Genomic DNA, 24,458 nt, shown 5'->3' with positions numbered 1-24,458 from the left:
CACGGCCGCACGGACGGAACGCCCCCGCGCCGCGATGGCTGGGGGCGTTCCGTCGTACGACGACCCGTGGCGGGTCAGAACCTGGGTGCCGGGGCCTGGGCCTGGACGATCTCCGCGGCCTCCTGCTCCGTCTCCACGGCGGGCGGTGAGCCCGCGAGCGGCTTGTTGGCCGTCTCCTTCATGCACAGCACCGCGATGACACCGACGACCGCGGCCGCGGTGGCGTAGTAGGCGGGCATGAGGTTGGTGTGGAAGACGCTGATCAGGTAGGTGATCACCAGCGGGGTCGTGCCGCCGAAGATCGAGGTGGCGAGGTTGTAGGCCACCGAGAGGGAGCCGTAGCGCACCTGGGTCGGGAAGATCGCCGGGAGCGCCGCCGACATCGTGCCGAGCATCGCCACCAGGGAGAGCCCCATCATCAGCAGGCCCAGGGTGATGAGGACGACGCTGCCCTGCCGGATGAGCAGGAAGGCGGGCACCGACAGGAAGAGGAACCCGAGCATCCCCGCCATCAGCAGCGGCTTGCGCCCGAAGCGGTCGGAGAGCCGTCCGACCTGGCTGATGACGCCCATCTGGAGCACCATCACCAGCAGCAGGATCAGCAGCCCGTGGTTGGTGGGGTAGCCCAGCTCGTCCGACAGATAGGTCGGCATGTACGACAGCAGCATGTAGTCGGTGATGTTGTACGCCGCGACGAGCGCGAGGCACAGCACCAGCGGCCGCCAGTACCGGGTGAAGATCTTGCCCAGGTCGGCGGCGGCCGAGGTCTCCACCGTGTCGGCGGCCTCGGTCGCGTGGACATGGCCGCCCTCCAGCTTCTGGAAGGCGGGCGTCTCGTCGAGCTTGAGCCGCAGATAGAGGCCGATGAAGCCGAGCGGCGCCGCGACCAGGAACGGGATGCGCCAGCCCCAGTGCAGCATCTGGTCGTCGCCGAGGACGGTGCTCAGGATGACGACCAGGCCGGAGGCGCCGACGTATCCGGCGAGTGTGCCGAACTCCAGGAAGCTGCCGAAGAACCCGCGCCGCTTGTCCGGGGCGTACTCCGCGATGAAGGTGGAGGCGCCGCCGTACTCGCCGCCCGTGGAGAAGCCCTGGATCAGCCGGAAGAGGATCAGCAGGGCCGGTGCCCACAGGCCGATGGCGGCGTGCGAGGGGATCAGCCCGATGGCGAAGGTGCCCACCGCCATCATGATCATGGTCATGGACAGGACGCGCTTGCGGCCGATCTTGTCACCGAGCGGCCCGAAGACCATGCCGCCCAGCGGCCGCACCAGGAACGCGACGGCGAAGGTGGCGAAGGAACTGAGCAGCTGCACCGTGTCGTTCCCCGAGGGGAAGAACACCTTGCCGAGGGTGGCGGCGAGATAGCTGTAGATGCCGAAGTCGTACCACTCCATGGCGTTGCCCAGCGCGGCCGCCTTGGTGGCGCGCTTCACGGCGGCCTGGTCCGTGACCGTGATGTCGCTACGGCGCAGCTTGGGGTTGCGGCGCCGCTCGATCGCCCGGAACAGCACCCGGTGCCGTCTGACCGCACCGGGGTCCACCGGATCTTCGTTGTCGAGGGCCGCCATGGGTGTTCCTTTCGCCGTACACGTTTTCAAGCAGAACACCTGCACCGTCAGCGCGTGCTCAAACGATCCTCTTCACTGCGCGCCTGAGCTGCTACCGAGGGTGATCAAAAAGGGGCCGTACGAGTGCCCGGGTGCCTGCCGGGGAACTCGACTGCCCTGTGCCGCTTTCCATGCGAGAGGAGTCCTGGTGACTCGGTCGGCATCGACGACGGGCGGCGGGCGCCCGGCCGCCCCGGCGGACGGCTACGAACCGGACCCGCGCCGGTGGCGGGCGCTGTGGGTGACCCTGGTCGCCGGTTTCATGAGCCTGCTGGACGTGACGATCGTCGCGGTGGCGCTGCCCACCATCCAGCGGGATCTGCACGCCACCCCGGCCGAGGTGCAGTGGGTGGTGTCCGGGTACGCCCTGACCTTCGCGCTCGCCCTGGTCACCGCCGGACGGCTGGGTGACGCGCTGGACCGGCGCCGTATCTTCCTGCTGGCGCTCAGCGGGTTCGTGATCTTCAGCGCGGCGTGCGGCGCGGCGCCGGACATCACGCTGCTGGTGCTGGCCCGGCTCTGCCAGGGGCTCGCGGCGGGGTGCATGGCGCCGCAGAACTCGGCGCTGATCCAGCAGATGTTCCGGGGCGCGGAACGCGGGAGGGCCTTCGGCTTCTTCGGCGCGACCGTGGGCATCTCCTCCGCGATCGGCCCGATCACCGGCGGCGCCATCCTCGCCCTGGCCTCCGGCGAACAGGGCTGGCGGTGGATCTTCTACGTCAACGTGCCCATCGGACTGCTCGCCGTCCTGCTGGGCCGTCGGCTGCTGCCCCGCGTCCGGCGGTCGGGGCGGGGGCGCGTGGACGTGGTGGGCGTGGCGCTGCTGGGGGCCGGGGTGCTGGCGCTGATGTATCCGCTGGTCCAGGCGGATTCCGGTGGCATCGGGCGGCTGTGGTGGCTGTTCCCGGCCGCGGCCGTGCTGCTGGTCGGCTTCGTGCTGTGGCAGCGGCGCCTGGTCGCCCGGGACGCGCAGCCGCTGCTCGATCCCCGGCTGTTCACCTCGGTGCGCGGCTACGCGGTCGGCGCGGGGGTGGGCACGCTGTACTTCATCGGCTTCAGCGGGGTCTGGCTGGTGTTCGCGCTGTTCTACCAGCACGGTCTCGGCTACTCGCCGCTGATGTCGGGCCTCGCCGTGACCGCCTTCGCCCTCGGTTCGGCGAGCGCGGCCGTGCTGGCGGGGCGGCTGGTGGAGCGGTTCGGCCGGGTGCTGACGGTGTGCGGTCTGGCGGGCGTGATCGCGGGGCTCGGCGGTACCGCCCTGCTGCTGCGGTTCGCGCCGCTCGGGATCGCGCCCTGGGTGGCCGCGCCGGTGCTGTTCCTCGGCGGGATCGGCAGCGGCTTCGTGGTCTCGCCCAACATCACCATGACCCTGCGCGATGTGCCGGTGCGCATGGCGGGCGCGGCCGGGGGTGCGCTGCAGACCGGGCAGCGCCTGGGTGCCGCGGTGGGCACCGCGGCGCTGCCCGGCCTGTTCTACGTGGTGCTCGGCAGGAGCGGCGACTACCGCACCGCGCTAGTCGCCGCGCTGGCCGCCGCGCTGCTCGGCATGGCCGCCTCGCTGGCGCTCGCCGCGTTCGACTGGCGGCGCGACCGGCGCTCCCGGCACGGCTGTCCGGACGAGGTGGCCAACAGCCCGGTGCACGCCCGGCACACCTGACCGCCGCCCGGCCTCAGGGGAAGTAGGACCGCGCCACGCCCCGGCGCCGGACGTCGAGCGTGGCGCAGTGGAAGGAGCCGCCGAAGGGCGCGTAGTGCAGCAGGTCGCACGGGACGGGCTCGAATCCCCAGCGTTCCAGGGCGCGCACCATGCCGGTGTGATGGCGTTCCACGATCACGCGCCGCTCGTCGAGCATCAGTACGTTCATGCTGAGCCACTTGCCGCACATCGAGGTGACCTTGAGCAGGGGGTCGTGGATCGGGTCGGGTTCCGGGGCGGTCAGCACGTCCCAGGAGTCCAGGACGCCGGGCAGCCGGTCGACGTCGACGTACTCCGGGTTGATCATCACCTTGCCGGGCGCGAGCAGCACGAACGTGGTGTCGATGTGCATGGGCGTACGGCAGCGGCTCTCGATCTCGTGGACGCGGTACCGGGGCCCGAGGTGGCGGCGCAGCCACTCGATCCCCATGCCGTTGGTGACGTTGCTGCGGGTCACGAACAGGTCGCGTCCGGCGCGTACGAAGTCCGCCGCGTCGAAGACCGGCTCGAACTCGGTGAGGAGGTACCGCATGGGCTCGCCGGGCCCCGGCACCCGGAAGTCCCGCTCGTACAGCTCGTCGGTGAGCTGGGGCTTCGGGGCCGCCGTCCAGCGGGCGCCGCGCCGGAAGTAGTCCTTGAGCAGGCTCCGGTAGGAGTGGGTCTCGAAGTACCGGCAGGGCCAGGCCATCGGCGTCTCGATGATCTCGTCCCCGACGACGAGCAGGCTGTCCCGGGGGCAGGTGTTGCAGAACCCCCTGGACGACCAGTCGGGGGTGGCGAAGGGGCGCCGGTGCGCGACGGCTTCCGGGCGGGTGACGGTGACGCCGAGGGAGCGCAGCAGGTCGATGAACCGGTCGAGTTCGCGCTGCGCCCGCCGGATCAGCGTGCGCGGGTATCTCCGCCCGGCGGCCAGCCCCTGGAGCCCGGCGCCCCAGCGGGGCACGTTGCAGGACACCACGGGGTGCTTCGAGGGGATCGTGGCGCCTTCGAGACGCCCGACGATGATCTCCTCCAGCGGGTCCCACTCGTTGTGCGAGTTCACCGGGGAGACGGGGGATTCGGCGGCGGCGGTCGGGGGCGTGGTCGTGCTCGTGGAGGTCAGCATGACGGGCGGTCCCTTCGATCACCGAAGGTAATCCGTTGGTAAAAATCCCTTACGTCCTTCTCGTACCACGTTCGGTGCCCCGCGACTCCTCCGGCGGGCACCGGGCTGGGTACCGGTTCAGTTGGCCGAGAGGACCATCTGCCGGGCCAGGCGGTGGGCCTGGGCGAGCAGGGCGCCGTAGACGGCGACTCCGGCGGGGTCGTCTCCGCTGGTGCGGACCAGGTCCTGGCGGAGGGTCTGGAGGGTCTCGCGCATGTCGTGCACCGCCTCGCGCAGTCCGTCCTCGGTCGCGGGTCCGAAGCGGCTGTTGCTGTACAGGCGCAGGGCGTGCGCGGTCAGGCTGAGGTAGCGGGCGTAGTGCCGGGCCAGGCCCGGCTCCAGCCGGGTGGCCTCGTCCTCGTCGGAGACGGTCTCCAGCACCGTGCGGGTCACGCCCGTGGTGTGCACCGCCGCGTACTCCAGCACGGTGACCGCGTCGTCGTAGCCGCGGCCGGGCTGGGGCACGGCCTTGGGACGGTGGCGGAGGTTGATGCGCAGGCTCTCCCGGTTCCAGCCGACGGCCGCCTTGGCCTGCTCGACCAGCGGGTAGAGCCGTACCGCGCGGTCGTGCCAGCCGGTCACCTCGTCGGGGTCCAGGTCGCCGTGGGCGAGCCCCTCGGCGACCTGCTGGAGGATGTCGTGGGTCTCGTCGGCCGCGTCCTGGAGCAGGGCGCGGGCGTCGCGGAGGTAGAGGGGCGGCCGGATCAGGGCGTTGACGGCGAGGCCGACCACCGCGCCGAACAGCGCCTCGCCGAGCCGGGCGGCGGAGGTGACGACGGAGACGGGTCCGGCGGTCAGGGTGAACAGGGCGCCGGTGGCGGCGTAGATGCCCTGGCTGCCGAGCCTGCGCCACTGGCCGAGCAGCAGCACCACGGGCAGGACGACGGCCATCGCGGCCTCGGTGTGCGGGAGCAGCAGCCCGACGGCGGTGGCCACGATCGTGCCCACCGCGATCGCCGCGAGCTGCTGGAGGCCATGGGTGAGGGAGCGGTAGACGGTGGACTCCACCAGCACCACCGCCACCCAGGGCGCGACGAACGCCACCGGCGCCTCGAGCCACCAGCCCGCCACCGCCCAGGCCACCCAGGCGGCCAGCGCCGCCTTCAGCGCCTGCACCACGAGGTCGCGTTCCCGGCTGGGTCCCGCCCAGGCCCGTCGTGCGGCGGCCACCGCCCCGGACACATCCGTCGTCAGCCCGTGCCATGTCGCTCGTATCCCTCGCACTCAGGGCGGGTGCCACGCGGACGCGCCCGTCATGCCTCGGCGCGGCGCCCGGTTGAACGGTGGAGACGGTGCCGGACGGCCGGGTTCGTCGAGGTCAGGGGGCTGAGGTGGGCAGTCGCAGGGCGATCATGGCGACGTCGTCCTCGGCGTCCGGGGCGAGGCCGGTGAGCAGTTCCTCGCACATGACGTCCAGGTTCCGGTCGACCAGGGCGGCCGCGTGCTGGCGCAGCCGGGTGAGGCTGTGGTCGAGGGGTTCGCCCCGGCGTTCGACCAGGCCGTCGGTGTAGAGGAGCAGGGTGCCGCCGGGCGGCAGCACGGCGCTGGCGCCGACCCGCTGGGCCTCGGGGTCGACGCCGAGGACCATGCCGCGGGCGGCGTCGAGATAGGTGGTGTCCCCGGCGGGGGTGACCAGCAGCGGCGGCAGATGCCCGGCGGACGCCCAGTCCAGCTGGTACCGGCCGTTCTCGGGGCCCTTGAGCAGGGCGTAGACGCAGGTGGCGGTCTGGTGCGGGTACAGCACGGCCATCGCCAGGTCCAGACGGCGCAGGATGCGGCCCGGCGGCTCCTGGCGGTCGCAGGCGATCCCGCGCAGCATGTTGCGGATCTGGCTCATGGTCACGGCCGCCTGGAGGTCGTGGCCGGTGACATCGCCGATGATCAGCGTGGTGTCGCCCTGCGGCAGTACGAAGCTGTCGTACCAGTCCCCGCCGACCTGCGCGGCGGAGGCGGCGGGGGTGTAGCGGGCGGCGATGCGCAGGCCGCCCACGACCGGCAGGCTGGGCAGCAGGGAGCGCTGCAGGCGCTCGGCGATGGTCTGCACCTCGGTGTGCAGCCGGGCGTTGTCCACCGCGAGACCCGCCCGGTGGGCGAGCCCCTCCGCCAGCGCCAGGTCCCGTTCCCCGAACGGCTCCCGCTCCGGTCCGCGCACCAGGGTGAGCGCGCCGAGCACCCGGCGCCGGGCCCGCAGCGGGGCGACGATGCCCGAACCGCCGCCCAGCCGCCGGAACAGCTCGCTGTTCAGCGCGTGCAACGGGTCGGTGGTCTCCGCGTCCGGCTCCAGCCGCTCGGCCGACAGCAGCAGCGCCCCGGCGCCGCGCAGCACCCGTGACCAGGGGTCCTCGGAGTCCCCCACCCCGGGCAGCGCGCCGATCAGGCCGGCCGGCGGGGTGCCCGGCTCGCCGTGCGTGACGCAGACCCGCTCCAGGTGGCCGGCCTCGTCCATGAGGTCGCCCACGCTCCAGTCCGCCAGCGCCGGGACGAGCACCCGGCACACCCGGCTCATCCCCTCCACCGCGTCGAGCGTGCTCGCCAGTACGGCCGCGGTCTGGTCCAGCAGGGTGAGCCGGTCCAGTGCCTCCCGCAATGCCGAATCCACGTCGAAGCTGTCCATGCAGGGCAGGTACCCGGCGCGTGCGGGGCCGCACCGGGCGAGAGCCGTTCGGCCGATGGGCCCCGCCGAAAATGATCCGGCGCACCGGACGACAGGCCCCTAGGCTGCGCCGCTATGACGACTTCACCGGACGCCGGTATCCGCCCGTTCCGCATCGACGTCCCGGAGAGCGAGCTGGCGGATCTGCGCGACCGTCTCGACCGCACCCGCTGGCCCGACGAGCTGCCCGGCGTCGGATGGGACTACGGCGTTCCGCTCGGCTATCTGCGCGAGCTGGCGCACTACTGGCGGCACACGTACGACTGGCGGGCGGCGGAGGCAAGGCTGAACGAGTGGCCGCAGTACACGACCACGATCGACGGCGCGAACATCCACTTCGCGCACCTGCGTTCCCCGGAGCCGGACGCCACCCCGCTGATCATCACGCACGGCTGGCCCGGTTCGTTCGCCGAGTTCGAGCGGATCGCGGGCCCGCTGACCGACCCCCGCGCACACGGCGGCGACCCGGCCGACGCCTTCCATCTGGTGCTGCCGACCATTCCCGGCTTCGGCTTCTCCGGACCGACCCGCGAGACCGGCTGGGAGTACCGCAGGACCGCCGCCGCGTTCGCGGAGCTGATGGACCGCCTGGGCTACGAGCGGTACGGCGCCCAGGGCGGCGACTGGGGCGCGGCCGTCAGCCGCGAGCTGGGCCGTATCCGCCCCGAACGGGTCATCGGCGTCCATCTGAACATGATCCCCGGCGCCGGTGCGACGGCCGAGCCGACCGGGGAGGAACTCGCCGTGCTGAGCCCCGCCGAACGCGAACGCACCCTCGCCTCCTGGGAGCGGATGAAGGAGTGGAGCCGGGAGAAGCAGGGCTACGCCGACATCCAGTCCACCCGCCCGCAGACGCTGTCCTACGCCCTGACCGACTCCCCCGTGGGACAACTGGCCTGGATCGCGGAGAAGTTCAAGGAGTGGACGGACTCGGCGGACCGGCCGGAGGACGCCGTGGACCGTGACCAGCTGCTCACCGACGTCACGCTGTACTGGCTGACCGGGACAGCAGGTTCCTCCGCGCGCATCTACTACGAGCGGGCCCACGCCGACTACGGGGGCGTGCCGATGGAGCCCTCCAGGACCCCGACCGCGTTCGCCTCGTTCCCCCGGGAGAACTTCATCGTGCTGCGGCATCTCGCGGAACGGACGAACAACATCGTCCGCTGGACGGAGTTCGAGCGGGGCGGGCACTTCGCGGCGATGGAGCAGCCGGAGTCGCTCGTCGGTGACATCCGGGCGTTCTTCCGGCAGTTGGGCTGATCACACTCGCCGGGCGCGGCCGCCGTGGCGGGGGCGGGCGCGCCCGGTGAGCGGTGCGGATGTCACCTCGCTTCCTCTACCTCCTCGTCCTCCTCTTCCTCTTCGTCCTCGAAGTCGTCCTCCCCGTCGGGGGCTTCGTCGTCGTACTCCTCGTCGTCGCCCTCTTCCTCGTCGCCGTCCTCCTCGTCGTACTCGTCCTCGTACTCCTCTTCGCCCTCTTCCCCCTCGGTGCCCTCTTCGCCTTCCTCTTCTTCGCGCTGCTCCTCCTCCACGACCTCCTCGTGGGAGCGGACGACCTCGCCGTCGCGGATCTCGCCGCGCCAGCCCTCGACGTCCGGGTCGGCGAAGCTGACGTAACGCTGGAAGTTCTTGAAGTCCAGGCGCAGTCGGCGCCCCTGGGCGCGCCAGATGTTGCCGGTCTTCTCGAAGAAGCCGGACGGGGAGTACTCGACGACGAGGACGATGCGGGTCAGCGCGGGGGCGAGTTCGTGGAAGGTCACGCAGCCGCGGGTGGTGCCCTTGGCGCCCTCGGAGGTCCAGACGATCCGGTCGTCCGGGATCTGCGTCTGGGTGGTCGCCTTGTAACTGCGCTTGGAGGGGCCGACCTTGAGTTTCCAGTCGCTGGTGACCTCGTCACCCTGGGACACGCTCTGCACGCCCTTGGTGAAGCCGCTGAACTCGTCGTACTGGGTCCAGTGGTTGTAGGCGTCGCGGAGCGGCACGCCGATGTCCAGCACCTCGACGATGTTCATCACCTTGGCGCGGCCGGACTTGCCCTTGCTCTTGCCGAACAGGCTCTTGGCTCCCTCGACCACCTTGTCCTTGACGTCCCCGGCCTTCTGGGCCACGAGTGCCTTCAGCGGGGACTCGCCCTTGAGGATGCGGCTGCCGACGCCGGTGAGGAAGCCGCCGCCGTTCTCGGCCGAGTCGAGGAGCTGCTGGGTGAGGTCGGAGAGTCTGTCCCCGGTCTTCTCCACCAGGTGTTCCGCCTGGGCGCCGAGGTAGTCGACGAGTTCGTCGCGCAGCGCGTCGAGACCGGAGCCGGCCTGCTCCTTGGCGTCGTCCTGACCGGTGTCGGTGTCGGTGTCGGTCTTCGTGTCTGCCATGGCCTACCTCCGGCGCCCGGTGGTCTTCTTGGCGGCCGACTTCTTCGCCGGGGCCTTCTTGGCGGGGGCCTTCTTCGCGGCCTGCTTCTTCGCGGGCGCGGACTTCTTCGCCGGGGCCTTCTTCGCGGCCGACTTCTTGGCGGGCGCGGACTTCTTCGCCGGAGCCTTCTTGGCGGGGGCCTTCTTCGCGGCCTGCTTCTTCGCGGGCGCGGACTTCTTCGCCGGCGCCTTCTTCGCGGCGGGCCGACGGCGGGCGGGCTTCTCGGGCTCCTCGACCTCTTCCTCGGGCTCCTCTTCCTCCGGCTCCTCCTCCACTTCTTCCTCGAAGTCCTCTTCCTCTTCCTCCTCGGGCTCTTCCTCCTCCTCGGGCTCCTCGACCTCTTCCTCGGCCTCGAAGTCCTCTTCCTCCTCCTCCGGTTCCTCCTCGGGCTCCTCCGCCTCGTCCACGTACTCCTCGCCGTTCTCCTCCTCTTCCTCCTCGGGCTCCTCCGGCTCCTCTGACTTCTTCTGACCGATGCGCTGGGTGCGCTCGCGGAGGGAGTCCGCGAGGTCGCCGAGGCGGCGGTCGGCGGTGGCGGTCAGCGCCTTGCGGCCCGCGTTCAGCAGTTCGCCGCGCACCTGCTCGTTGAGTTCCTGGACACCCGGCACCTCGCCGAGCTTGCCGAGGCCCTCGGTCAGGAGCGCCTGGGGGTTGAGTCCGGTCCGGCGTCCGGCGAGATAGGTCGCCAGGGCGAAGGCGAGGCGGCCCTTCTTCGTACGTCCGAGCACATAGCCACCGGCGACGGCGGCGGCGAGAGCGACCTTGGTCGTGTCATTCATGAACCGGTTCCCTTCGGAAAGGGTCAGGGGAGAAACCGGGTTCCGGCCGGCACCCCGACCCGGCCCGCGATCGAGGAAGAAGGGATCGCACACACCGGGTGCCGCGCCGAGGCTCCTGCTGAGCCGCGCACGTGGTCCGGGCGCGGCTCTCCGGGAGCCGGCCGACGCCGATGCGACTTATAACCCTATATGCTGAAATTGTATGTTCATGCGTGGAATCTGGCGCCCGCTCCGACCATCGGAGAGACCGCTTCGACCACCGGAGAGACCATGGCCGCAGCAGAAGAGCCCGCACGGCGGCACTCGAGCGGCACTCGCGGCACCGGCCGGCGTCCGGCCGGTGCCGCGAGCCGCCGCCCCGCGAAGAAGGGGCCCGCCTGGGCGATGCGGATCGCCGCCGAGCAGCTGACGGAGCTGATCGGCAGGCCCCCGGAATCGGTCTCGGCGCTGAAACCGACGAACGACGGTTGGGAGGCCGACGTAGAGGTGCTCGAACTGGAGCGAGTGCCCGACACGACCAGCGTGATGGCGACCTACCGCGTCACCCTCGACAAGGAGGGCGACCTCGTGTCCTACGAGCGCACGCGCCGCTACACCAAAGGACAGATCGACCGGCGCGGCTGAGGCCCGCCGGTGAAGGGAGGCACCATGACCGTGGTGCCGCAAGGCGGAGGCAATGTCACCCGCGGCGGTGGCGGCGGCAGCCTCTACGACGTCCTGGAACTCATCCTGGACCGCGGACTGGTGATCGACATCTTCGTCCGGGTGTCCCTGGTGGGCATCGAGATACTGAAGATCGACGCCCGTGTCGTCGTGGCCAGTGTCGACACGTATCTGCGCTTCGCGGAGGCGTGCAACCGGCTTGACCTGGAGGCCGGGCGCAAGGCGCCCGCCCAGCTCACCGACATCGTCGGCGACACCATGGAGAGCGGGGCCAAGGGCAAGTCCAAGGGCGCGCTGAGCGGGGCCGCCGAGGCGGTCACCGACTCCCTCAAGGCCGTCACCGGCGGTGACAGCGATGAGGAGGCCGAAGAGGAGGCAGAGGAAGAGGAGGAGCGGGAGCCCGTGCGGAAGCGGCGGCCCGCCAAGCGGACCTCCAAGCGCACCGCGAGCCGCGAGAGGGAATGAGCCATGGGCGTGTACGTCTACTCCGTCACCGACAAGCAGCATCCGCTGCGCCTCGACGACCTGCGCGGCGTCGGCGCGTCCCCCGGCCCGCTGCGGGCGGTGACCGCCGGATCGCTGTGCGCGGTGGTCAGCGACGCGCCCGAGGACCTGCGCCCCAAGCGCCGCGACGTCGGCGCGCACCAGGAGGTGCAGGAGCGGCTCATGGCCGACGGCACCGTGCTGCCGCTGCGGTTCGGGCTCGTGGCCGCGAGCGACGACGAGGTGCGGGCCGCGCTGGAGGAGCGCGCCGATGAATACACGGACCGGCTCCGGGAGCTGGAGGGCTGCACCGAGTACCACCTGAAGGTGGCGCAGGACGAGGACTCCCTGCTCCGGCAGATCCTCGCCGAGTCGCCTCCGGCGCGGCAGCTCAACGACGAGATCCGGGACGGTTCGGCGGACCCGTCGGCGGCCATGCGGCTCGGTGAGTTGGTGGCCCAGGAGGTGCAGGCCCGTCAGGAGGCGCTGGCCGCCGGGGTGGTCGAGGCGCTGCGGCCGTTCGCGCGCGAGGTGGACTCCACGCAGCCGACCGGGTCGGACTTCCTCAGTGTGTCGTTCCTGGTGGCCGACGATCAGGAAGAGCCTTTCCTGACCACGGAGTTGAGCGTCGCCCATCAACTGGGCGAGGGACTCGACTTCCGGCTGAACGGTCCGCTCCCGCCCTACAGCTTCGTCTGACCATTCATCCGAGAACAGGAAGGTCTCATGGGCCTGTTCACCCAGATCCTCACCCTCCCCCTGGCGCCGGTGCGCGGGGTCGGCTGGGTGATGGAGCGCGTCCTGGAGGCGGCCGAGGACGAGTACTACGACCCGGCGCCCGTGCAGAGCGAACTCGCCGCGCTGGAGCAGCAGTTGCTCGCCGGGGAGATCGACGAGGAGACGTTCGACCGACGCGAGGACGAACTGCTGGACCGGCTGGAGGAGATCCGGAACTTCCGCAATCCGCAACCCTGATCCGGCACCGGGGAACACACGAGTAGGGAAACACGAGGCCACCACCGTGAGTGAACCACTGGGCAACCGGCTCGGCTCCTCCCCGTCGCGGGCGGCGCAGCCGTACGGGCAGGGCTCGTCCGCCAACCTCGCCGACATCCTCGAACGCGTCCTGGACAAGGGCATCGTGATCGCGGGCGACATCCAGATCAATCTGCTCGACATCGAACTGCTCACCATCAAACTCCGGCTGCTCGTCGCCTCCGTCGACAAGGCGAAGGAGATGGGCATCGACTGGTGGGAGCACGATCCCTCACTGTCCTCGCGGGCCCGGAGCGAGCACTCGCTCGCCGAGGAGAACGCCCGGCTGCGGGCCGAACTGGCCACGCTCCGGCAGCCGGAGGAGCTTCTCGAGGCCGAGCCGGAGCTGCTGGACGAGGAGGAGGCGGAGCCCGAGGAAGAGGTGGAGGAGATCGAGGTGGAGGAGGAGCCCGAACCGGAGCCCCGCCCCGCCCGCCGCCGGAAGGCACGCCCGCGATGAGCGACCTCATGACCTACGTGTACGGCGTGACCCGCGCCGACGACGCGCTCGCGGAGCGGCTGACCGCGCTGGAGGGCGTGGTCGGGGCCCCGGTGCGCCTGGTGCCCGAGGGCGGCGACGGCCTGGCGCTGGTGGCGAGTTCGGTGCCGGTGGAGGACTTCCGTGAACAGGCGCTGCGCAGGCGGCTGGAAAACCTGGACTGGCTGACGGATGTGGCCCGCGCCCATCACGGGGTCGTGGAGGCGGTCGCCGCGCACGCCACCGTGCTGCCGTTGCGCCTGGCCACCGTGTACCTCGACGACAGCCGGGCCCGCGAAGTGCTGGACAGCGGGCGGGAGTTCTTCACGGACCGGCTGGCGCGGCTCTCGGGGCACGTGGAGTGGGGCGTGAAGGTGTACGTGGGCCCCTCGGCCGCCCCCGCGGCGCCGACCGAGCCCGCCGGGGCGGAGTTGAGCCCCGGACGCTCGTACCTGCGCGGCCGCAGACAGCAGCAGCACCACCGCGACACCGTCCACCAGGCGGCCCAGCGGGCGGCGGAGGGCATCGAGGCGGCGGGGCGCGCGCACGCCACGGAAAGGGCCCGGCACCGGGTGCAGCAGGGGACGCTCGCGGAGTCGGCGGCGGGCGAGAACGTGGTCAACGACGCCTATCTGGTGCCGCTGGAGCGGGGTGAGGCGTTCCGGGCCGAGGTGGCGCGGGCGGCGGACGGTCTGGCGGGGGTGCGGGTGGAGATCACCGGGCCGTGGGCGCCGTACTCCTTCGCGATGGCGCCCGAGGAGACCGAGGCATGACGACACCCGACCGGCAGGCCGCCTCCGAGCCGCTGGCACAGCGGCAGGTCGCGCTGATCGACCTGCTGGACCGCCTGCTGAGCGGCGGGGTGGTGCTCACCGGCGACGTGGTGCTGTCCATCGCCGGGATCGACCTGGTACGGGTGTCGTTGCGGGCGCTGATCGTGTCCATCAGCGCGGAGGTGCCCTCCCCGTTCGCGGAGACGAGGTCGGTGTCGGCGCCGGAGCTGCCGCGGGGCGGGCATGACGGCTGACGAGACGCGGGACGGGCCGGACCGGCGCAGGGCCGAGGTCGCGGCCGCCGCCGAGCGCGCGTTCCGGCTGCTGCCCGCGGCCCCCGCCGAGCTGGCCCCCTCCGGCGAGCGGGCGTCCGGCCCGGCGCGCCGGATCACCGCCGACCCCGACACCGTGGAGCGGGACCTGATGAAGCTGGTCCTGACCCTGGTGGAGCTGTTGCGTCAGCTGATGGAGCGGCAGGCGCTGAACCGCGTCGACGAGGGCGACCTCACCGAGGAGGAGGAAGAGCGGCTCGGGGCGACGCTGATGCTGCTGCACGACCGGATGACCGGGCTGTGCGAGCGGTACGGCCTGACGATGGAGGACCTCAATCTCGACCTGGGTCCGCTGGGCACGCTGCTGCCGCCCCCGGAGTGAGGGCGGCAGCGGCGGCAGGGGTCACTCGTGCCAGTGGGTGGGCTTGGTGCCGGGCGGCGGGTTGCCCGGTTCGAGCCGGACCACGAACCCCTTCGAGGTGGGCTGGTTGCTGATCTCGGCGACGCTGTCGAGCGGGATCAGCGGCTGCACCTCCGGGTAGTACGAGGCCGCGCAGCCCCGGCTGGTCGGGTAGGGGATGACCTCGAAGCCCTCCACCCGGCGGTCGACGTCGTCGTGCCAGACGCCGATGATGTCCACGAACTGCCCCCGGACCAGCCCGAGGTCGACCATGTCCTCGGGGTTGATCATGATGATGTTGCGGCGGCCGTGGATACCGCGGTAGCGGTCGTTGTTGGTGTACGGGATGGTGTTCCACTGGTCGTGCGAGCGGGTGCTCTGCAGGATCAGGTGGCCGGGGGGCGCCGCGGACATGTCCCACTCGTTGACGGTGAACATGGCCTTGCCGGTGGCGGTGGCGTAGACGCCCTCGTTGACCGGGTTGGGGAGCTTGATCCCGCCCGGCCGCGAGACCCGCCGGTTGAAGTCGTAGAAGCCGGGGATGATCTCGGCCACCCGGTCGCGGATGTTGCCGTAGTCGGCCTCGAACTCCAGCCAGGGGACGTCGACGCTGTCGCCGAGGGTGCGCTCGGCCAGGCGGCACAGGATGGCGACCTCGCTGAGCAGCAGCCGGGAGGCGGGGCGGAGCTTGCCGTAGGAGGTGTGCACCTCGCTGGAGGTGTTCTCCACGGTCACGAACTGGACGCCGCCCGCCTGGATGTCGATCTCGGTGCGGCCGAGGCAGGGCAGGATCAGCGCGGTCTCGCCGGTGACGGTGTGCGCCTTGCTCAGCTTGGTGGAGATCTGCGCGGTGACCTTGCAGCGCCGCATGGCCCGGTCGGTGATGTTGGTGTCGGGAGCGGCGCGGACGAAGTTGCCCGCCAGCGACAGGAACACCTTGACCTTGCCCTCGTCCATCGCCTTGACGGCCTTCACCGCGTCGTAGCCGTGGTGGCGGGGCGGGTCGAAGCGGAACTCGGACTTGAGCGCGTCCAGGAACTCGTCCGGCATCTGCTCCCACACGCCCATGGTGCGGTCGCCCTGGACGTTGCTGTGTCCGCGCACGGGGCTGGCGCCGCAGCCGACCCGGCCCAGGTTGCCGCGCAGCAGCAGGAAGTTGATGATCTCGCGGACGGTCGGCACGCCGTGCCGCTGCTGGGTGACACCCATGGCCCAGCAGACGATGGCGCTCTTGGCGTGCATGACGTAGTCGTGGGCCTCCTCGATCTGCTCCCGGGTGAGCTGGGTGGCGGTGAGGATGTCGTCCCACGAGATGCTGCGGGCGTGCGCGGCGAACTCCTCGAAGCCGGAGGTGTGGTCGGCGATGAAGTCGTGGTCGAGCACGGTGCCGGGCGCGGCGTCCTCGGCCTCCAGCAGCAGCTTGTTCAGGCCCTGGAACAGGGCGAGGTCGCCGCCGCTGCGGATGTGCAGGAAGAGGTCGGAGATCTTGACGCCGTCGCCGATGATGCCCCGGACCTGCTGGGGGTTCTTGAACCGCATCAGTCCGGCCTCGGGCAGCGTGTTCACCGAGATGATCTTGCCGCCGTTGTCCTTGCACTCCTCCAGCGCGGACAGCTGGCGGGGGTGGTTCGTCGCCGGGTTCTGGCCGACGAGGAAGACCAGGTCGGACTGGTAGATGTCGTCCAGCGAGACGGTGCCCTTGCCGGTGCCGAGCGTCTCGTGCAGGCCGAAACCGCTGGTCTCGTGGCACAGGTTGCTGCAGTCGGGCAGGTTGTTGGTGCCGAGGGCCCGGGCGAAGAGCTGGAGCACGAACGCCGACTCGTTGCTGGCCCGCCCCGAGGTGTAGAAGCACGCCTCGTCCGGCGAGTCCAGCGCCTTCAGCTCGTCCGCGAGCAGGTCCAGCGCGTCGGCCCAGCTGATCGGCTCGTAGTAGTCCGAGTCGGCCCGCTTGATCATCGGCTCGGTGAGCCGGCCCTGCTGGTTGAGCCAGAGGTCGGACTGCTCGTTGAGCCAGGAGACGGGGTGGGCGCGGAAGAACTCACGGGTGATCCGGCGCCCGGTGGCCTCGTCGTTGATGTGCTTGGCACCGTTCTCGCAGTACTCGTTCATGTGCCGGTGCCCCGGTGCCGGGTCGGCCCAGGCGCAGCCGGGACAGTCGATGCCGCCGACCTGGTTCATGGTGAGCAGCGTCGTCGCCGTGGTCTTCAGCGTCGCCTCGTCGAGGGAGTACTCCAGGGCGTGCGTCACCGCGGGGACGCCCGCCGCCCACTTCTTGGGCGGGCTGACGGTCAGTGGCTCGTCCGGCTCGTGCTTCGGCGCCTTCTTCATGGAAATGCCTCTCGCTCTGTCCTCGGCTCGGGGGTCAGCCGACGGGCCACTTGGGGACGCGGCTCCGGGGCGGGTCCGGCTCGGAGGGCGAGACCCGGCCATGGTGGATGGAGCCCCGCCAGGCGCCGCTGGCGTCGCCGAGGCCCTCGATGAACTCCTTGAAGTTCTCCAGCGACTCGTGCACGACCCGGCGCACCCGGTCCGCCGAGCCCGGCAGCCTGCCGCTGAGGCCGCGCGGCTCCAGGTGCAGCTTCACGGTGATCACGGTGCGGTCCGGCGCGGCCGCGCGGAAGGACACCTCGCCCCGCATCCAGGGGTCGCGTCCCACACTCCGCCAGGCGATCAGCGAGTCCGGTTCCTGCTCCACGATCTCGGCCATGAACTCCTTGCTGAACAGCCCCGCCTTCACCTTCCACCGGGTCATCGCGGGGCCCACCTGGTCCACGTGCCGCACGGCGGTCATGATCCGGGGAAAGCTCTTGAACTGGGTCCACTGGTCGTACGCGGTGCGGACGGGTACTCGGACCTCGACCGACTCTTCGACACTGCTCATGGTCCACCTGCTTCCAGGCACGGATGAATCCAGTCTTGCCGGACCGCGCACCCGTCGCCACAGCGGGAAACCGGGCACTCGAAACCGCATTTGCGAGCCTTCAGGCGAAAGGTGTGGACATGACGCGCAGCGACGAAACCCTGTCCGAGGGCATGTCCGCGCTGGTCACCGGCGGTTCTCGGGGTCTTGGCCTGCTGACGGCCGCGCGGCTGTCGGCTCGCGGATGCGAGGTGACGATCCTCGCGCGGGATTCCGAGGAATTGGGCCGTGCGATGGGCTGGATACGACGCCGGACCGGCCGCACGGTGCGTGCGGTGGTGTGCGACGTACGGGACGAGGCCGCGGTGTCGGCGGTGGTGGAGGAGACGGTGGCGGCGACCGGCGGCCTCGACGTGGTGATCGCCAACGCGGGCGTCATCCAGGTCGCCCCGGCCGAGGCGGCGGGCAGCGACGCCTTCCGGGACGCCATGGCGACGATCTTCGACGGCACCCTGTACACCTGCCTGGCCGCGCTGCCCCACCTGCGCCGCAGCCCGGCGGGCGGCCGCCTCGGCCTCATCGGCTCGGTCGGCGGGCTGGTCTCCCCGCCGCACCTCGTCCCCTACTCCTGCGCGAAGGCCGCCGTACGGGCGCTGGGCGAGGGGCTCCAGGCGGAGACGGCCGGGAGCGCGGTGAGCGTGACGACCGTCCATCCGGGCCTGATGCGCACCGGCTCGCATCTCCAGGCCGAGTTCGGCGGGCAGGCGGAGGCCGAGTACGCCTGGTTCTCCACGCTCGCGGGCACGCCGGTGCTGTCCATGGACGCGGAGCGGGCGGCGGAGAAGGTCGTACAGGCGGTGGAGCGCCGCCGTACCCGGGTGGTCCTCACCCCGGCCGCCCGGCTGGCCTCGGTCGCGCACGGGGTGGCCCCCACCGCGACGACCCGGGCGACCGGTCTGGCCGCCCGCGCCCTCCCCCGGTCCCCGGCCGACGACCACCCTCGCCCCCTGCGCCAGGGCCACTCCCTGCGCACTCCCCGCACCCCAACCTGGCGCCGGGCCCTCAACAAGGCCGGCCGAGCTCTCAACGACCGGGCGGCCCGCCGCTACAACCAGCGGACCCCGGGTCCGCCCACGAGCGCGTGACCGCGGCGGGGTGCGGGGGTCAGATCGGCTGGGGTTCGAAGTCCCAGTACGGGCGGGAGTGGGAGCGCATGTAGCGGGTCTGGTCGTGGTTGGCGCCGTGGCTGGCGGAGAGGGTGTTCAGGGCGAGGCGTTCCAGGGTGGCCGATTCCTCCCGGCGGCCCAGGGCGCGCAGGTCGAGGGCGAGGGCGGCGCGGAGGTTGGCGGACAGGACGTGGCCGGAGCCCATGGCGGGTATCGCCCGGCGCAGGGCGTCCCGGCCCAGGCGTTCGGCCTGCTCCAGGTCGCCCACGGCGGCGAGGGCGGCCGTGCAGTTCATGGCGCAGCCCAGCGCCCAGACGTGGTCCCGCCCGATCGCGGCCTCCATCTGCCGGGTCGACTCCTCCGCGAGCCGCAGCCCTTCCTCGACCTCGCCGTCGTCCAGCAGCGTCAGCGCGCAGTTGTTGCGGGCGCCGATCGCGTACGGATGGAGTTCGCCCAGCCGCTGGGCGTACGACGCGGCGGCGCTCTCGGCCAGGCCGCGTGCCTTGGGGCGGTCGCCGAGGACGCGGAGCAGCATCGCGTAGTCGAGGGAGACCATGAGCACGTCGGGGTGGTCGGCGCCGCTGACCTCCTTGAGGCGCCTGCGGGAGTCCCGCATCATCTCGCGCGCCTCCTCGAACTCGGCGTCGCGGCGCAGACACAGGGCGAGGTTGTGCTCGGCGAGCAGGGTCTGCCGGTGGGCCTCGTCGAGGGTCCGGCGCATCAGGTGCGCGTTGTACGACTGGAGGCTGCGCGCCTCCCGCAGGCGTCCGAGCAGGCGCAGCATACGGGCGGTGTAGTAGCCGGACTGGAGGGTGCGGCGGGCCCGGCCGCCGAGGAGGCCGACCCGGCGTTCGTACACCTCGCGGTGGAGCTTGCCGGACTGCTCGTAGTGGCCCTGGAGGCCGAGCGCGAGGGCGAGGTTGGTGCGGAACTGGAGGGTCTGCGGGACATAGCGGTCGCCGAGCCAGTCGGTGGCGTTCTGCGCGGCCTCCTCGTACAGGGCGCGTGCCTCGTCGTAGCGGCCGCGGGCCATCAGGGTGGCGCCGAGGCCGTCCTTGGCGCGCAGCAGTTCCAGGCCGCTGTCGACGCCCGCCCCGGCGAGGAGGCCGAGGATGGAGCGGTCGACCCGCTCCGCCTCCTGGTAGCGGCCGAGACCGCGCAGCATCCGGGCCTGCTGGTGGGCGGCGGCCAGCACGGCGCGGTCGGTCGGCTCGGAGGTGCGGCGCCAGCGGGCCAGCACCCGGCGGGTCAGCGCGTGGCCGTCCTGGTACTCGCCGCGCACCCGGAGGTAGTCGACGCAGTTCAGCAGGAGTTGGCGGACGTCGCCGTCGTCGGAGTCGAGGGCGCCGGAGGGTTCGAGGTGCGGGAGGATCTCGGCGTAGCGGTGCCAGTTGCGCGGCGAGCCGGGTTCGCCGGGGTCGGAGGCGACGAGGACGCGGGCGGCGGTGGCGGCGTAGTCGCGCTCGGTCTCGGGGGTGAGCGAGTCGCGGATGAAGCGGCGGAAGCTGCGGTGCATGCGCAGCGACACCACGCTGGTGGTGGTGTCCTGCCCGGCTTCGGTGGCGAACTCCACCCGCATGGACGTCAGTTCGGAGATCGTCAGCAACGCGGCGTCCCAGCTTCCCGGTTCGGTGACGGGTCCGGCGAGATGGCTGGGCAGGTCGCTGGGGCGGGCGGAGCGCAGCAGCCGCACCGGGAGCATGTCGGGCGAGAAGAAGGTGAGCAGGAGCAGCAGTTGGTGCACGGCGGGCGACCGCGCGGCCAGCGAGTCGAGGGTCTGGGCCCACACCTGCCGGTGCGCGACGGGGACTTCGGGCGTCTCGGGGTCGGAGCCGGTGGGCCGCAGGGCGTGCAGATAGCGGGGGATGTCGGCGAAGGGGTGGGCGTCGATCCAGGCCGCGCTCTGGTCGATGACGAGCGGCAGATCTCCCAGGGCGTCGGCCAGTTCGCCGGCCTGGGCCTCGGTCATCCGGGGTGCGCGGCGGCAGGCGAAGGCGACACTCTCGGTACGTTCGAAGGGGGGCAGGGCGTACGGCTTGGCACCGTACCGGGACCAGCCGGTGTTCTGCGCGGTGAGCAGGACCTGTCCGCGTCCCTCGGGCAGCAGGGGTGCGATCCCTTCGAGGTCCTCCGCACCGTCGAAGATGATCAGCCAGCGCCCCTTCTCGTCGCGTCTCAGCGCCCCCTGCACCGCCTCGATCTGCCCGGTGAGCTGGTCGCCCTCGCTCAGTCCGACCTCCCGGGCGAGCGCCGCGAAGCCTTCGCGGGCGGCCGCCTTGGTGGCGGCCGGGACCCACCAGATCAGGTCGTACTCGCTGCCGAACCGGCGGGCGTACTCGACGGCGGCCTGGCTCTTGCCGACGCCGGGCGGCCCGTGCAGCAGCACCCGGCTGCCGTGCTCGCCGCCGGAGTCGAGCACGTCGTGCACCTCGTTCAGCAGGTCCTCGCGGCCGGTGAACCGGGGGTTGCGGCGCGGGGTGTTGGACACGTCCGGCGGGTCCTCGGGGTAGCGCGGGCCCTCGTCGCGGCGGGAGTAGGGGGCGCCGGGCAGCAGCCCCACCTCGGCCAGCACCCGGCGCCGGGCCTCCTCCGGGCCGACCCCGCGCAGGGTGACGGCGCCCAGGCTGACCGCCTCGTCGGGCAGGGCGCGGGTGGTCACGGTGACCGCGCCGACCCGGTCGTGCAGCCGGGGCATCACCTCGCGCAGCACCCGCGCCCACTCCTGGTTGCGTCCGGTGTCGAAGCGGAGGTACCAGTCGTCCAGGACCAGCAGGACGCGGCCGGGGCGGCCGAAGAACGCCTCCAGCGACGCCATGTCGGGCAGCCTGCTGAGCGGGGACCACCGGATGGTGTCCACCGCGCAGCCCTCCTGGCCGAGCACCCACCCGATCCACTGCGCCCAGCCGTTGCTGACCCCGGCGTGGACGAGCGACACGGGCAGCGGATAGGTCAAGCGCCCTACGGTCATGGCCGGCTCCTCACAGCGGCTGCGGTTCGAAGTCCCAGTACGGGCGCAGCCTGCGCTGGGCGTCCCGGGTGTGCGGATGCTCGGGGCCGAGGGTGGCGCTCAACGTGCGTACGGCGTACCGCTCGTGTCCGGCCGCCTCGGCCGATTCGCCGAGGCCGCGCAGGTCGTCGGCGAGGGCGGCACGCGCGGAGAGCGCCAGGGGATGGGTGGCGCCGAGCAGGCGGGCCGCGCCGAGGGCGGTCTCCCGGCTCAGCTCGTGGGCGCCGGGCACGTCGTAGGCGAGGCTGCGGGCGCCGCTCAGGTTCAGCGCGCAGCCCAGCGTCCACGGGTGGTCGCGGCCGACCGCGTCGGTGATGCCCCGGAACGCCGTCTCGGCCAGGGCCAGCGCCCGCCGGTGGTCGCCGGTGTGCCCGACGGCCAGGCCGAGGTTGCCCAGCGCGCCGACGGTGTACGGGTGTTGGGGCCCGAGGAGTTCGCCGTAGAGCTGGGCGACGGACTCCGTCAGGCGCACCGCCGTCTGGAGGTCGCCGTGTTCGCGCAGGAAGGCGGCGTGGTCGGACTGGATCACCAGGGTGTCGGGGTGGCGCGGGCCGAGGACCTGGGCGGCACGCTGGGCGGCGCCGGACAGCCGTTCCTCCGCCTCGGCGTAGTCCCCGGCCCGGCGGCGGGAGACGCCCAGTTGGTGGTCGGCCAGGATGGACTGCGGGTGCCGTTCGTCGGAGAGCTGGCGGAGCATGCGCGTGATCTGCTCCAGCCGGGACACCGACTCGGGGTAGTCGCCCAGCGTCCGGATCAGGCGGGCGTAGACGGCGCCGGAGTGCAGGGTGAGGTGGTGGCGGGAGCGCAGCCGCCGCTGCCGGATCTGCAGCACGTCCCGGAGGATCGCGCGGGCCTCGGGGTAGCGGCCGAGGAGCAGCAGGGCGAGGCCCTGGTTGTGGCGGGCGGCGAGGGTCTGCGGGGCCTCGGTGCCGAACTGGTCCGCGAAGCGGGCCGCCGCCTCGGCGAACAGTTCGCGGGCCCGGGCGTACTGGCCCAGCGCCAGCAGGGTGCTGCCCAACGCGTCCTTGGCACGCAGCAGTTCGGGGTGGTCCTCGGGCCGGTCGGCCTCCAGCCGCGCGACCACCGCGCGGCCCAGCCGTTCGGCGCGCGGGTAGCGGCCGGCCATGCGCAGGATGCCGCCCAGCTTGTGCTGGAGGGAGAGCAGGGCGCCGTGGGCGGGGTCGAGGTCGCGCCGCCAGTGCGTGTGCACCTCCTCGCAGAGCACCAGCGCGGTGCGGTACTCGCCGCGCACCCGGAGGTACTCGACGCAGTTCAGCACCAAATCCTGGACGGCGGCGCGGGGCGAGTCGAAGGCGCCCGCGAAGCCGAGGTGCGGGACGAGCAGGGCGTAGCGCTCCCAGTCGCGGGTGTCGGCGGGGCGCCGGGGGTCGGCGCCGACGAGGACCTGGCAGGCCGTCTCGGCGTAGGTCCGGCGCTGCTCGGGGGTGAGGTTCTCGCGGAGGAAGCGCTGGTAGAGACGGTGCATCCGGACCTGTTCCACGGCCGGGTTCTCGGCCAGGTCCTGTTCGTAGTCGAGGCGTACGGCGGTGAACTCGGAGAGTCCGCGCAGGGCGAGGTGCCAGGAGCGGGGGTCGCGGACCAGTTCGTCCAGGGCGGGCGGGAGATCGCCGTGGCGCACTTCGGTGAGCAGGCGGACGGGAATCTCGTCGGGGGCGAAGAAGGCCAGCAGGTTGAGGAGTTCGGCGGCCTCGGGGTTGCGTTCGCGCAGGGTGGCGAGGGTGGTGGACCAGGCGGTGCGGAAACCTTCGGGGTAGCCGCCGGTGTCGTCGCCCTCGTCGCCTTCGGCGTGCTGGTCGTCTTCGGCGCCGGTGTCCGTGCCGGTGGCCCCGTCCTGTAGCAGCCGCAGGTACTCGGCGGGGGGCACGTCGGCGTTGGCGGCGAGCCAGGCGGAGCTCTGGGCGAGGAGCAGGGGCAGGTCGAGCAGGGTGGCGGCCAGCTCGTCCGCCTCGGCGGGGTCGAGCCGGGCGGCGCGGCGGCGGACGTAGGCGACGCTCTCGGTACGGGTGAAGGAGTGGACGCCGCTCACCCGGGTGCCGGGGACGCCGGACCAGTCGCGGGTGGTGGCGGTGAGCAGGACGTGGGCGGGGCCGTCCGGGAGCAGGTCGGTGAGCTGGGCGGGGTCCTCGGCGCCGTCGAAGACCAGCAGCCAGCGGCCGGGCGGCGCGGCGCGGGCCGCCTCGTGCACGGCCCTGATCCGCTCGCCGATCCGCTCCCCCACCGGCAGGCCCAGCCGGGGTGCGAGGGCGGCGAGGCGCTCGCGGGCCTTGGCGCGGTGGCTGGCGTCGATCCACCAGACCACGTCGTGGTCGCTGCCGAAGCGGTGGGTGTACTCGATGGCTATCTGGGTCTTGCCGGTGCCGCTGATGCCGTGCAGCACGATCCGGTCGGCGCCGTCCCCGGCGGTGGGCCCGGTGAACGCGGCCCGGATGTCCTCCAGTTCGGCGTCACGGCCGGTGAAGCGGCGGTTGCGGCGGGGGGTGTCGAAGACCTCGGGGGGTTCGTTGGGGAAGCGGGGCGCGGCCGCGGCCGCGGGCCGGGCCGGGAGGGCGGGGTCGATGCCGAGTCGGCGCAGCAGCCTGCGGGCCGCCTCCTGCTCGTCCAGGTCGTGCAGGTCGGCGGGGTCCAGCAGCTGTACGGCCTCCGGGACGGGCTGGGTGGCCACGGTGACGGCGGCGAACCGTCCGGCCTGTCGGCCGAGGGTGTCGCGCAGGACCCGGTTCCAGTCGTCCTCGGGGATGGGGCCGAGCCCGAAGTACCAGTTGTCCAGCACGAGGAGGACCCGGCCGGGGGCGCGGGCGAGGGTGCCGAACTCGTCCTCGAAGGGCACGTCGACGCGCGGGTCCCAGCGGGCCAGGGCGACCTGGTGGCCGCGTGCGGTGAGCTGGTGGGCGATCCAGGCGGCCCAGGGCCGGTTGAATCCGGCGTAGCTGATCGTGAGGTGCCGGTCGTCGGCGCTTCTCGGGCTGTCCATGGGTGTCGTCACCTCCGCGGGCCGCGCCGCACCGGGTG

The 24,458-nt window shown here is 72.1% G+C and carries 21 protein-coding genes; 11 read left to right on the top strand and 10 right to left on the bottom strand.

Going from position 1 to position 24,458, the window contains the following annotated elements; translation table 11 throughout:
• Positions 1–74: 74 nt before the first annotated feature.
• Positions 75–1,571, bottom strand: coding sequence for a glycine betaine/L-proline transporter ProP (gene proP / locus ACIPPM_RS04730; RefSeq protein WP_401442941.1), 1,497 nt, complete (start codon positions 1,569–1,571; stop codon positions 75–77).
• Positions 1,572–1,758: 187 nt separating this feature from the next.
• Here proP and ACIPPM_RS04725 point away from each other — a divergent pair, with 187 nt between their 5' ends.
• Positions 1,759–3,267 (top strand): MFS transporter, encoded by a 1,509-nt coding sequence (locus tag ACIPPM_RS04725; RefSeq protein ID WP_401442939.1) that lies wholly within the window; start codon positions 1,759–1,761, stop codon positions 3,265–3,267.
• Between the two features lie 13 nt (positions 3,268–3,280).
• Here the strand turns inward: ACIPPM_RS04725 and ACIPPM_RS04720 are convergent, their stop codons facing one another.
• The 3 genes from ACIPPM_RS04720 to ACIPPM_RS04710 form a co-directional block, all read right to left on the bottom strand.
• The gene (locus tag ACIPPM_RS04720) at positions 3,281–4,411 is read right to left on the bottom strand and encodes an amidinotransferase (RefSeq protein WP_401442937.1); all 1,131 of its coding nucleotides are present in this window, start codon (positions 4,409–4,411) and stop codon (positions 3,281–3,283) included.
• 117 nt (positions 4,412–4,528) lie between these two features.
• Positions 4,529–5,620: an aromatic acid exporter family protein gene (locus ACIPPM_RS04715; RefSeq protein ID WP_401442934.1), complete on the bottom strand. Its 1,092-nt coding sequence runs from the start codon at positions 5,618–5,620 to the stop codon at positions 4,529–4,531.
• Between the two features lie 148 nt (positions 5,621–5,768).
• Complete coding sequence (locus ACIPPM_RS04710; protein ID WP_401442931.1) at positions 5,769–7,064, bottom strand: PP2C family protein-serine/threonine phosphatase; 1,296 nt, start codon at positions 7,062–7,064, stop codon at positions 5,769–5,771.
• Positions 7,065–7,178: 114 nt separating this feature from the next.
• Here ACIPPM_RS04710 and ACIPPM_RS04705 point away from each other — a divergent pair, with 114 nt between their 5' ends.
• Entirely contained in the window at positions 7,179–8,366 is a 1,188-nt protein-coding gene (locus ACIPPM_RS04705; protein ID WP_401442929.1) for an epoxide hydrolase family protein, read from the top strand.
• A gap of 62 nt (positions 8,367–8,428) precedes the next feature.
• Here the strand turns inward: ACIPPM_RS04705 and ACIPPM_RS04700 are convergent, their stop codons facing one another.
• Together ACIPPM_RS04700 and ACIPPM_RS04695 are read right to left on the bottom strand one after the other, a co-directional pair.
• Positions 8,429–9,472 carry an SRPBCC family protein gene (locus ACIPPM_RS04700; protein ID WP_401442926.1) on the bottom strand — a complete coding sequence of 348 codons (1,044 nt, stop codon included), beginning with the start codon at positions 9,470–9,472 and terminating at the stop codon, positions 8,429–8,431.
• A gap of 3 nt (positions 9,473–9,475) precedes the next feature.
• Positions 9,476–10,291 (bottom strand): histone protein, encoded by an 816-nt coding sequence (locus ACIPPM_RS04695; RefSeq protein WP_401442924.1) that lies wholly within the window; start codon positions 10,289–10,291, stop codon positions 9,476–9,478.
• A 270-nt stretch (positions 10,292–10,561) separates the two neighbouring features.
• On the opposite strand from ACIPPM_RS04695, the gene ACIPPM_RS04690 reads away from it, so the two are divergent.
• Genes ACIPPM_RS04690 through ACIPPM_RS04655 form a run of 8 tightly spaced genes read left to right on the top strand, consistent with a single transcriptional unit; the run spans position 10,562 to position 14,377 of the window.
• Positions 10,562–10,915, top strand: coding sequence for a gas vesicle protein (locus tag ACIPPM_RS04690; protein ID WP_401442921.1), 354 nt, complete (start codon positions 10,562–10,564; stop codon positions 10,913–10,915).
• Between the two features lie 24 nt (positions 10,916–10,939).
• The gene (locus ACIPPM_RS04685) at positions 10,940–11,419 is read left to right on the top strand and encodes a gas vesicle structural protein GvpA (protein ID WP_401442918.1); all 480 of its coding nucleotides are present in this window, start codon (positions 10,940–10,942) and stop codon (positions 11,417–11,419) included.
• A gap of 3 nt (positions 11,420–11,422) precedes the next feature.
• Positions 11,423–12,136, top strand: a complete 714-nt coding sequence (locus ACIPPM_RS04680; protein ID WP_389005740.1) for a GvpL/GvpF family gas vesicle protein — start codon at positions 11,423–11,425, stop codon at positions 12,134–12,136.
• 27 nt (positions 12,137–12,163) lie between these two features.
• Positions 12,164–12,412 (top strand): gas vesicle protein GvpG, encoded by a 249-nt coding sequence (locus tag ACIPPM_RS04675; RefSeq protein WP_401442916.1) that lies wholly within the window; start codon positions 12,164–12,166, stop codon positions 12,410–12,412.
• A gap of 46 nt (positions 12,413–12,458) precedes the next feature.
• The gene (locus ACIPPM_RS04670; RefSeq protein WP_401442913.1) at positions 12,459–12,932 is read left to right on the top strand and encodes a gas vesicle protein; all 474 of its coding nucleotides are present in this window, start codon (positions 12,459–12,461) and stop codon (positions 12,930–12,932) included.
• Complete coding sequence (locus ACIPPM_RS04665) at positions 12,929–13,723, top strand: GvpL/GvpF family gas vesicle protein (protein WP_401442910.1); 795 nt, start codon at positions 12,929–12,931, stop codon at positions 13,721–13,723. The genes ACIPPM_RS04670 and ACIPPM_RS04665 overlap by 4 nt, the downstream gene beginning before the upstream one ends.
• Positions 13,720–13,977, top strand: coding sequence for a gas vesicle protein (locus ACIPPM_RS04660; protein ID WP_401442907.1), 258 nt, complete (start codon positions 13,720–13,722; stop codon positions 13,975–13,977). The genes ACIPPM_RS04665 and ACIPPM_RS04660 overlap by 4 nt, the downstream gene beginning before the upstream one ends.
• On the top strand, positions 13,967–14,377 hold the full coding sequence (locus tag ACIPPM_RS04655) for a gas vesicle protein K (protein WP_401442905.1): 411 nt from the start codon (positions 13,967–13,969) through the stop codon (positions 14,375–14,377). The genes ACIPPM_RS04660 and ACIPPM_RS04655 overlap by 11 nt, the downstream gene beginning before the upstream one ends.
• 21 nt (positions 14,378–14,398) lie before the next feature.
• On the opposite strand, the gene ACIPPM_RS04650 is transcribed toward ACIPPM_RS04655, so the two are convergent.
• On the bottom strand, positions 14,399–16,723 hold the full coding sequence (locus tag ACIPPM_RS04650; RefSeq protein WP_401442903.1) for an FdhF/YdeP family oxidoreductase: 2,325 nt from the start codon (positions 16,721–16,723) through the stop codon (positions 14,399–14,401).
• Between the two features lie 34 nt (positions 16,724–16,757).
• Positions 16,758–17,276, bottom strand: a complete 519-nt coding sequence (locus ACIPPM_RS04645; protein ID WP_401442901.1) for an SRPBCC family protein — start codon at positions 17,274–17,276, stop codon at positions 16,758–16,760.
• A 119-nt stretch (positions 17,277–17,395) separates the two neighbouring features.
• Between ACIPPM_RS04645 and ACIPPM_RS04640 the strand changes: the two genes are divergently transcribed.
• Positions 17,396–18,400, top strand: coding sequence for an SDR family NAD(P)-dependent oxidoreductase (locus ACIPPM_RS04640; protein WP_401442899.1), 1,005 nt, complete (start codon positions 17,396–17,398; stop codon positions 18,398–18,400).
• 19 nt (positions 18,401–18,419) lie between these two features.
• Here the strand turns inward: ACIPPM_RS04640 and fxsT (ACIPPM_RS04635) are convergent, their stop codons facing one another.
• Positions 18,420–21,389, bottom strand: coding sequence for an FxSxx-COOH system tetratricopeptide repeat protein (fxsT, locus tag ACIPPM_RS04635; RefSeq protein ID WP_401442897.1), 2,970 nt, complete (start codon positions 21,387–21,389; stop codon positions 18,420–18,422).
• Between the two features lie 10 nt (positions 21,390–21,399).
• Positions 21,400–24,420, bottom strand: a complete 3,021-nt coding sequence (gene fxsT, locus ACIPPM_RS04630; protein ID WP_401442894.1) for an FxSxx-COOH system tetratricopeptide repeat protein — start codon at positions 24,418–24,420, stop codon at positions 21,400–21,402.
• Positions 24,421–24,458 lie beyond the last annotated feature (38 nt).

It is taken from the genome of Streptomyces sp. NPDC090119 (assembly GCF_044747085.1).
Taxonomy (GTDB): Bacteria; Actinomycetota; Actinomycetes; order Streptomycetales; family Streptomycetaceae; genus Streptomyces.
This window is presented reverse-complemented; position numbering and strand designations above follow the sequence as displayed.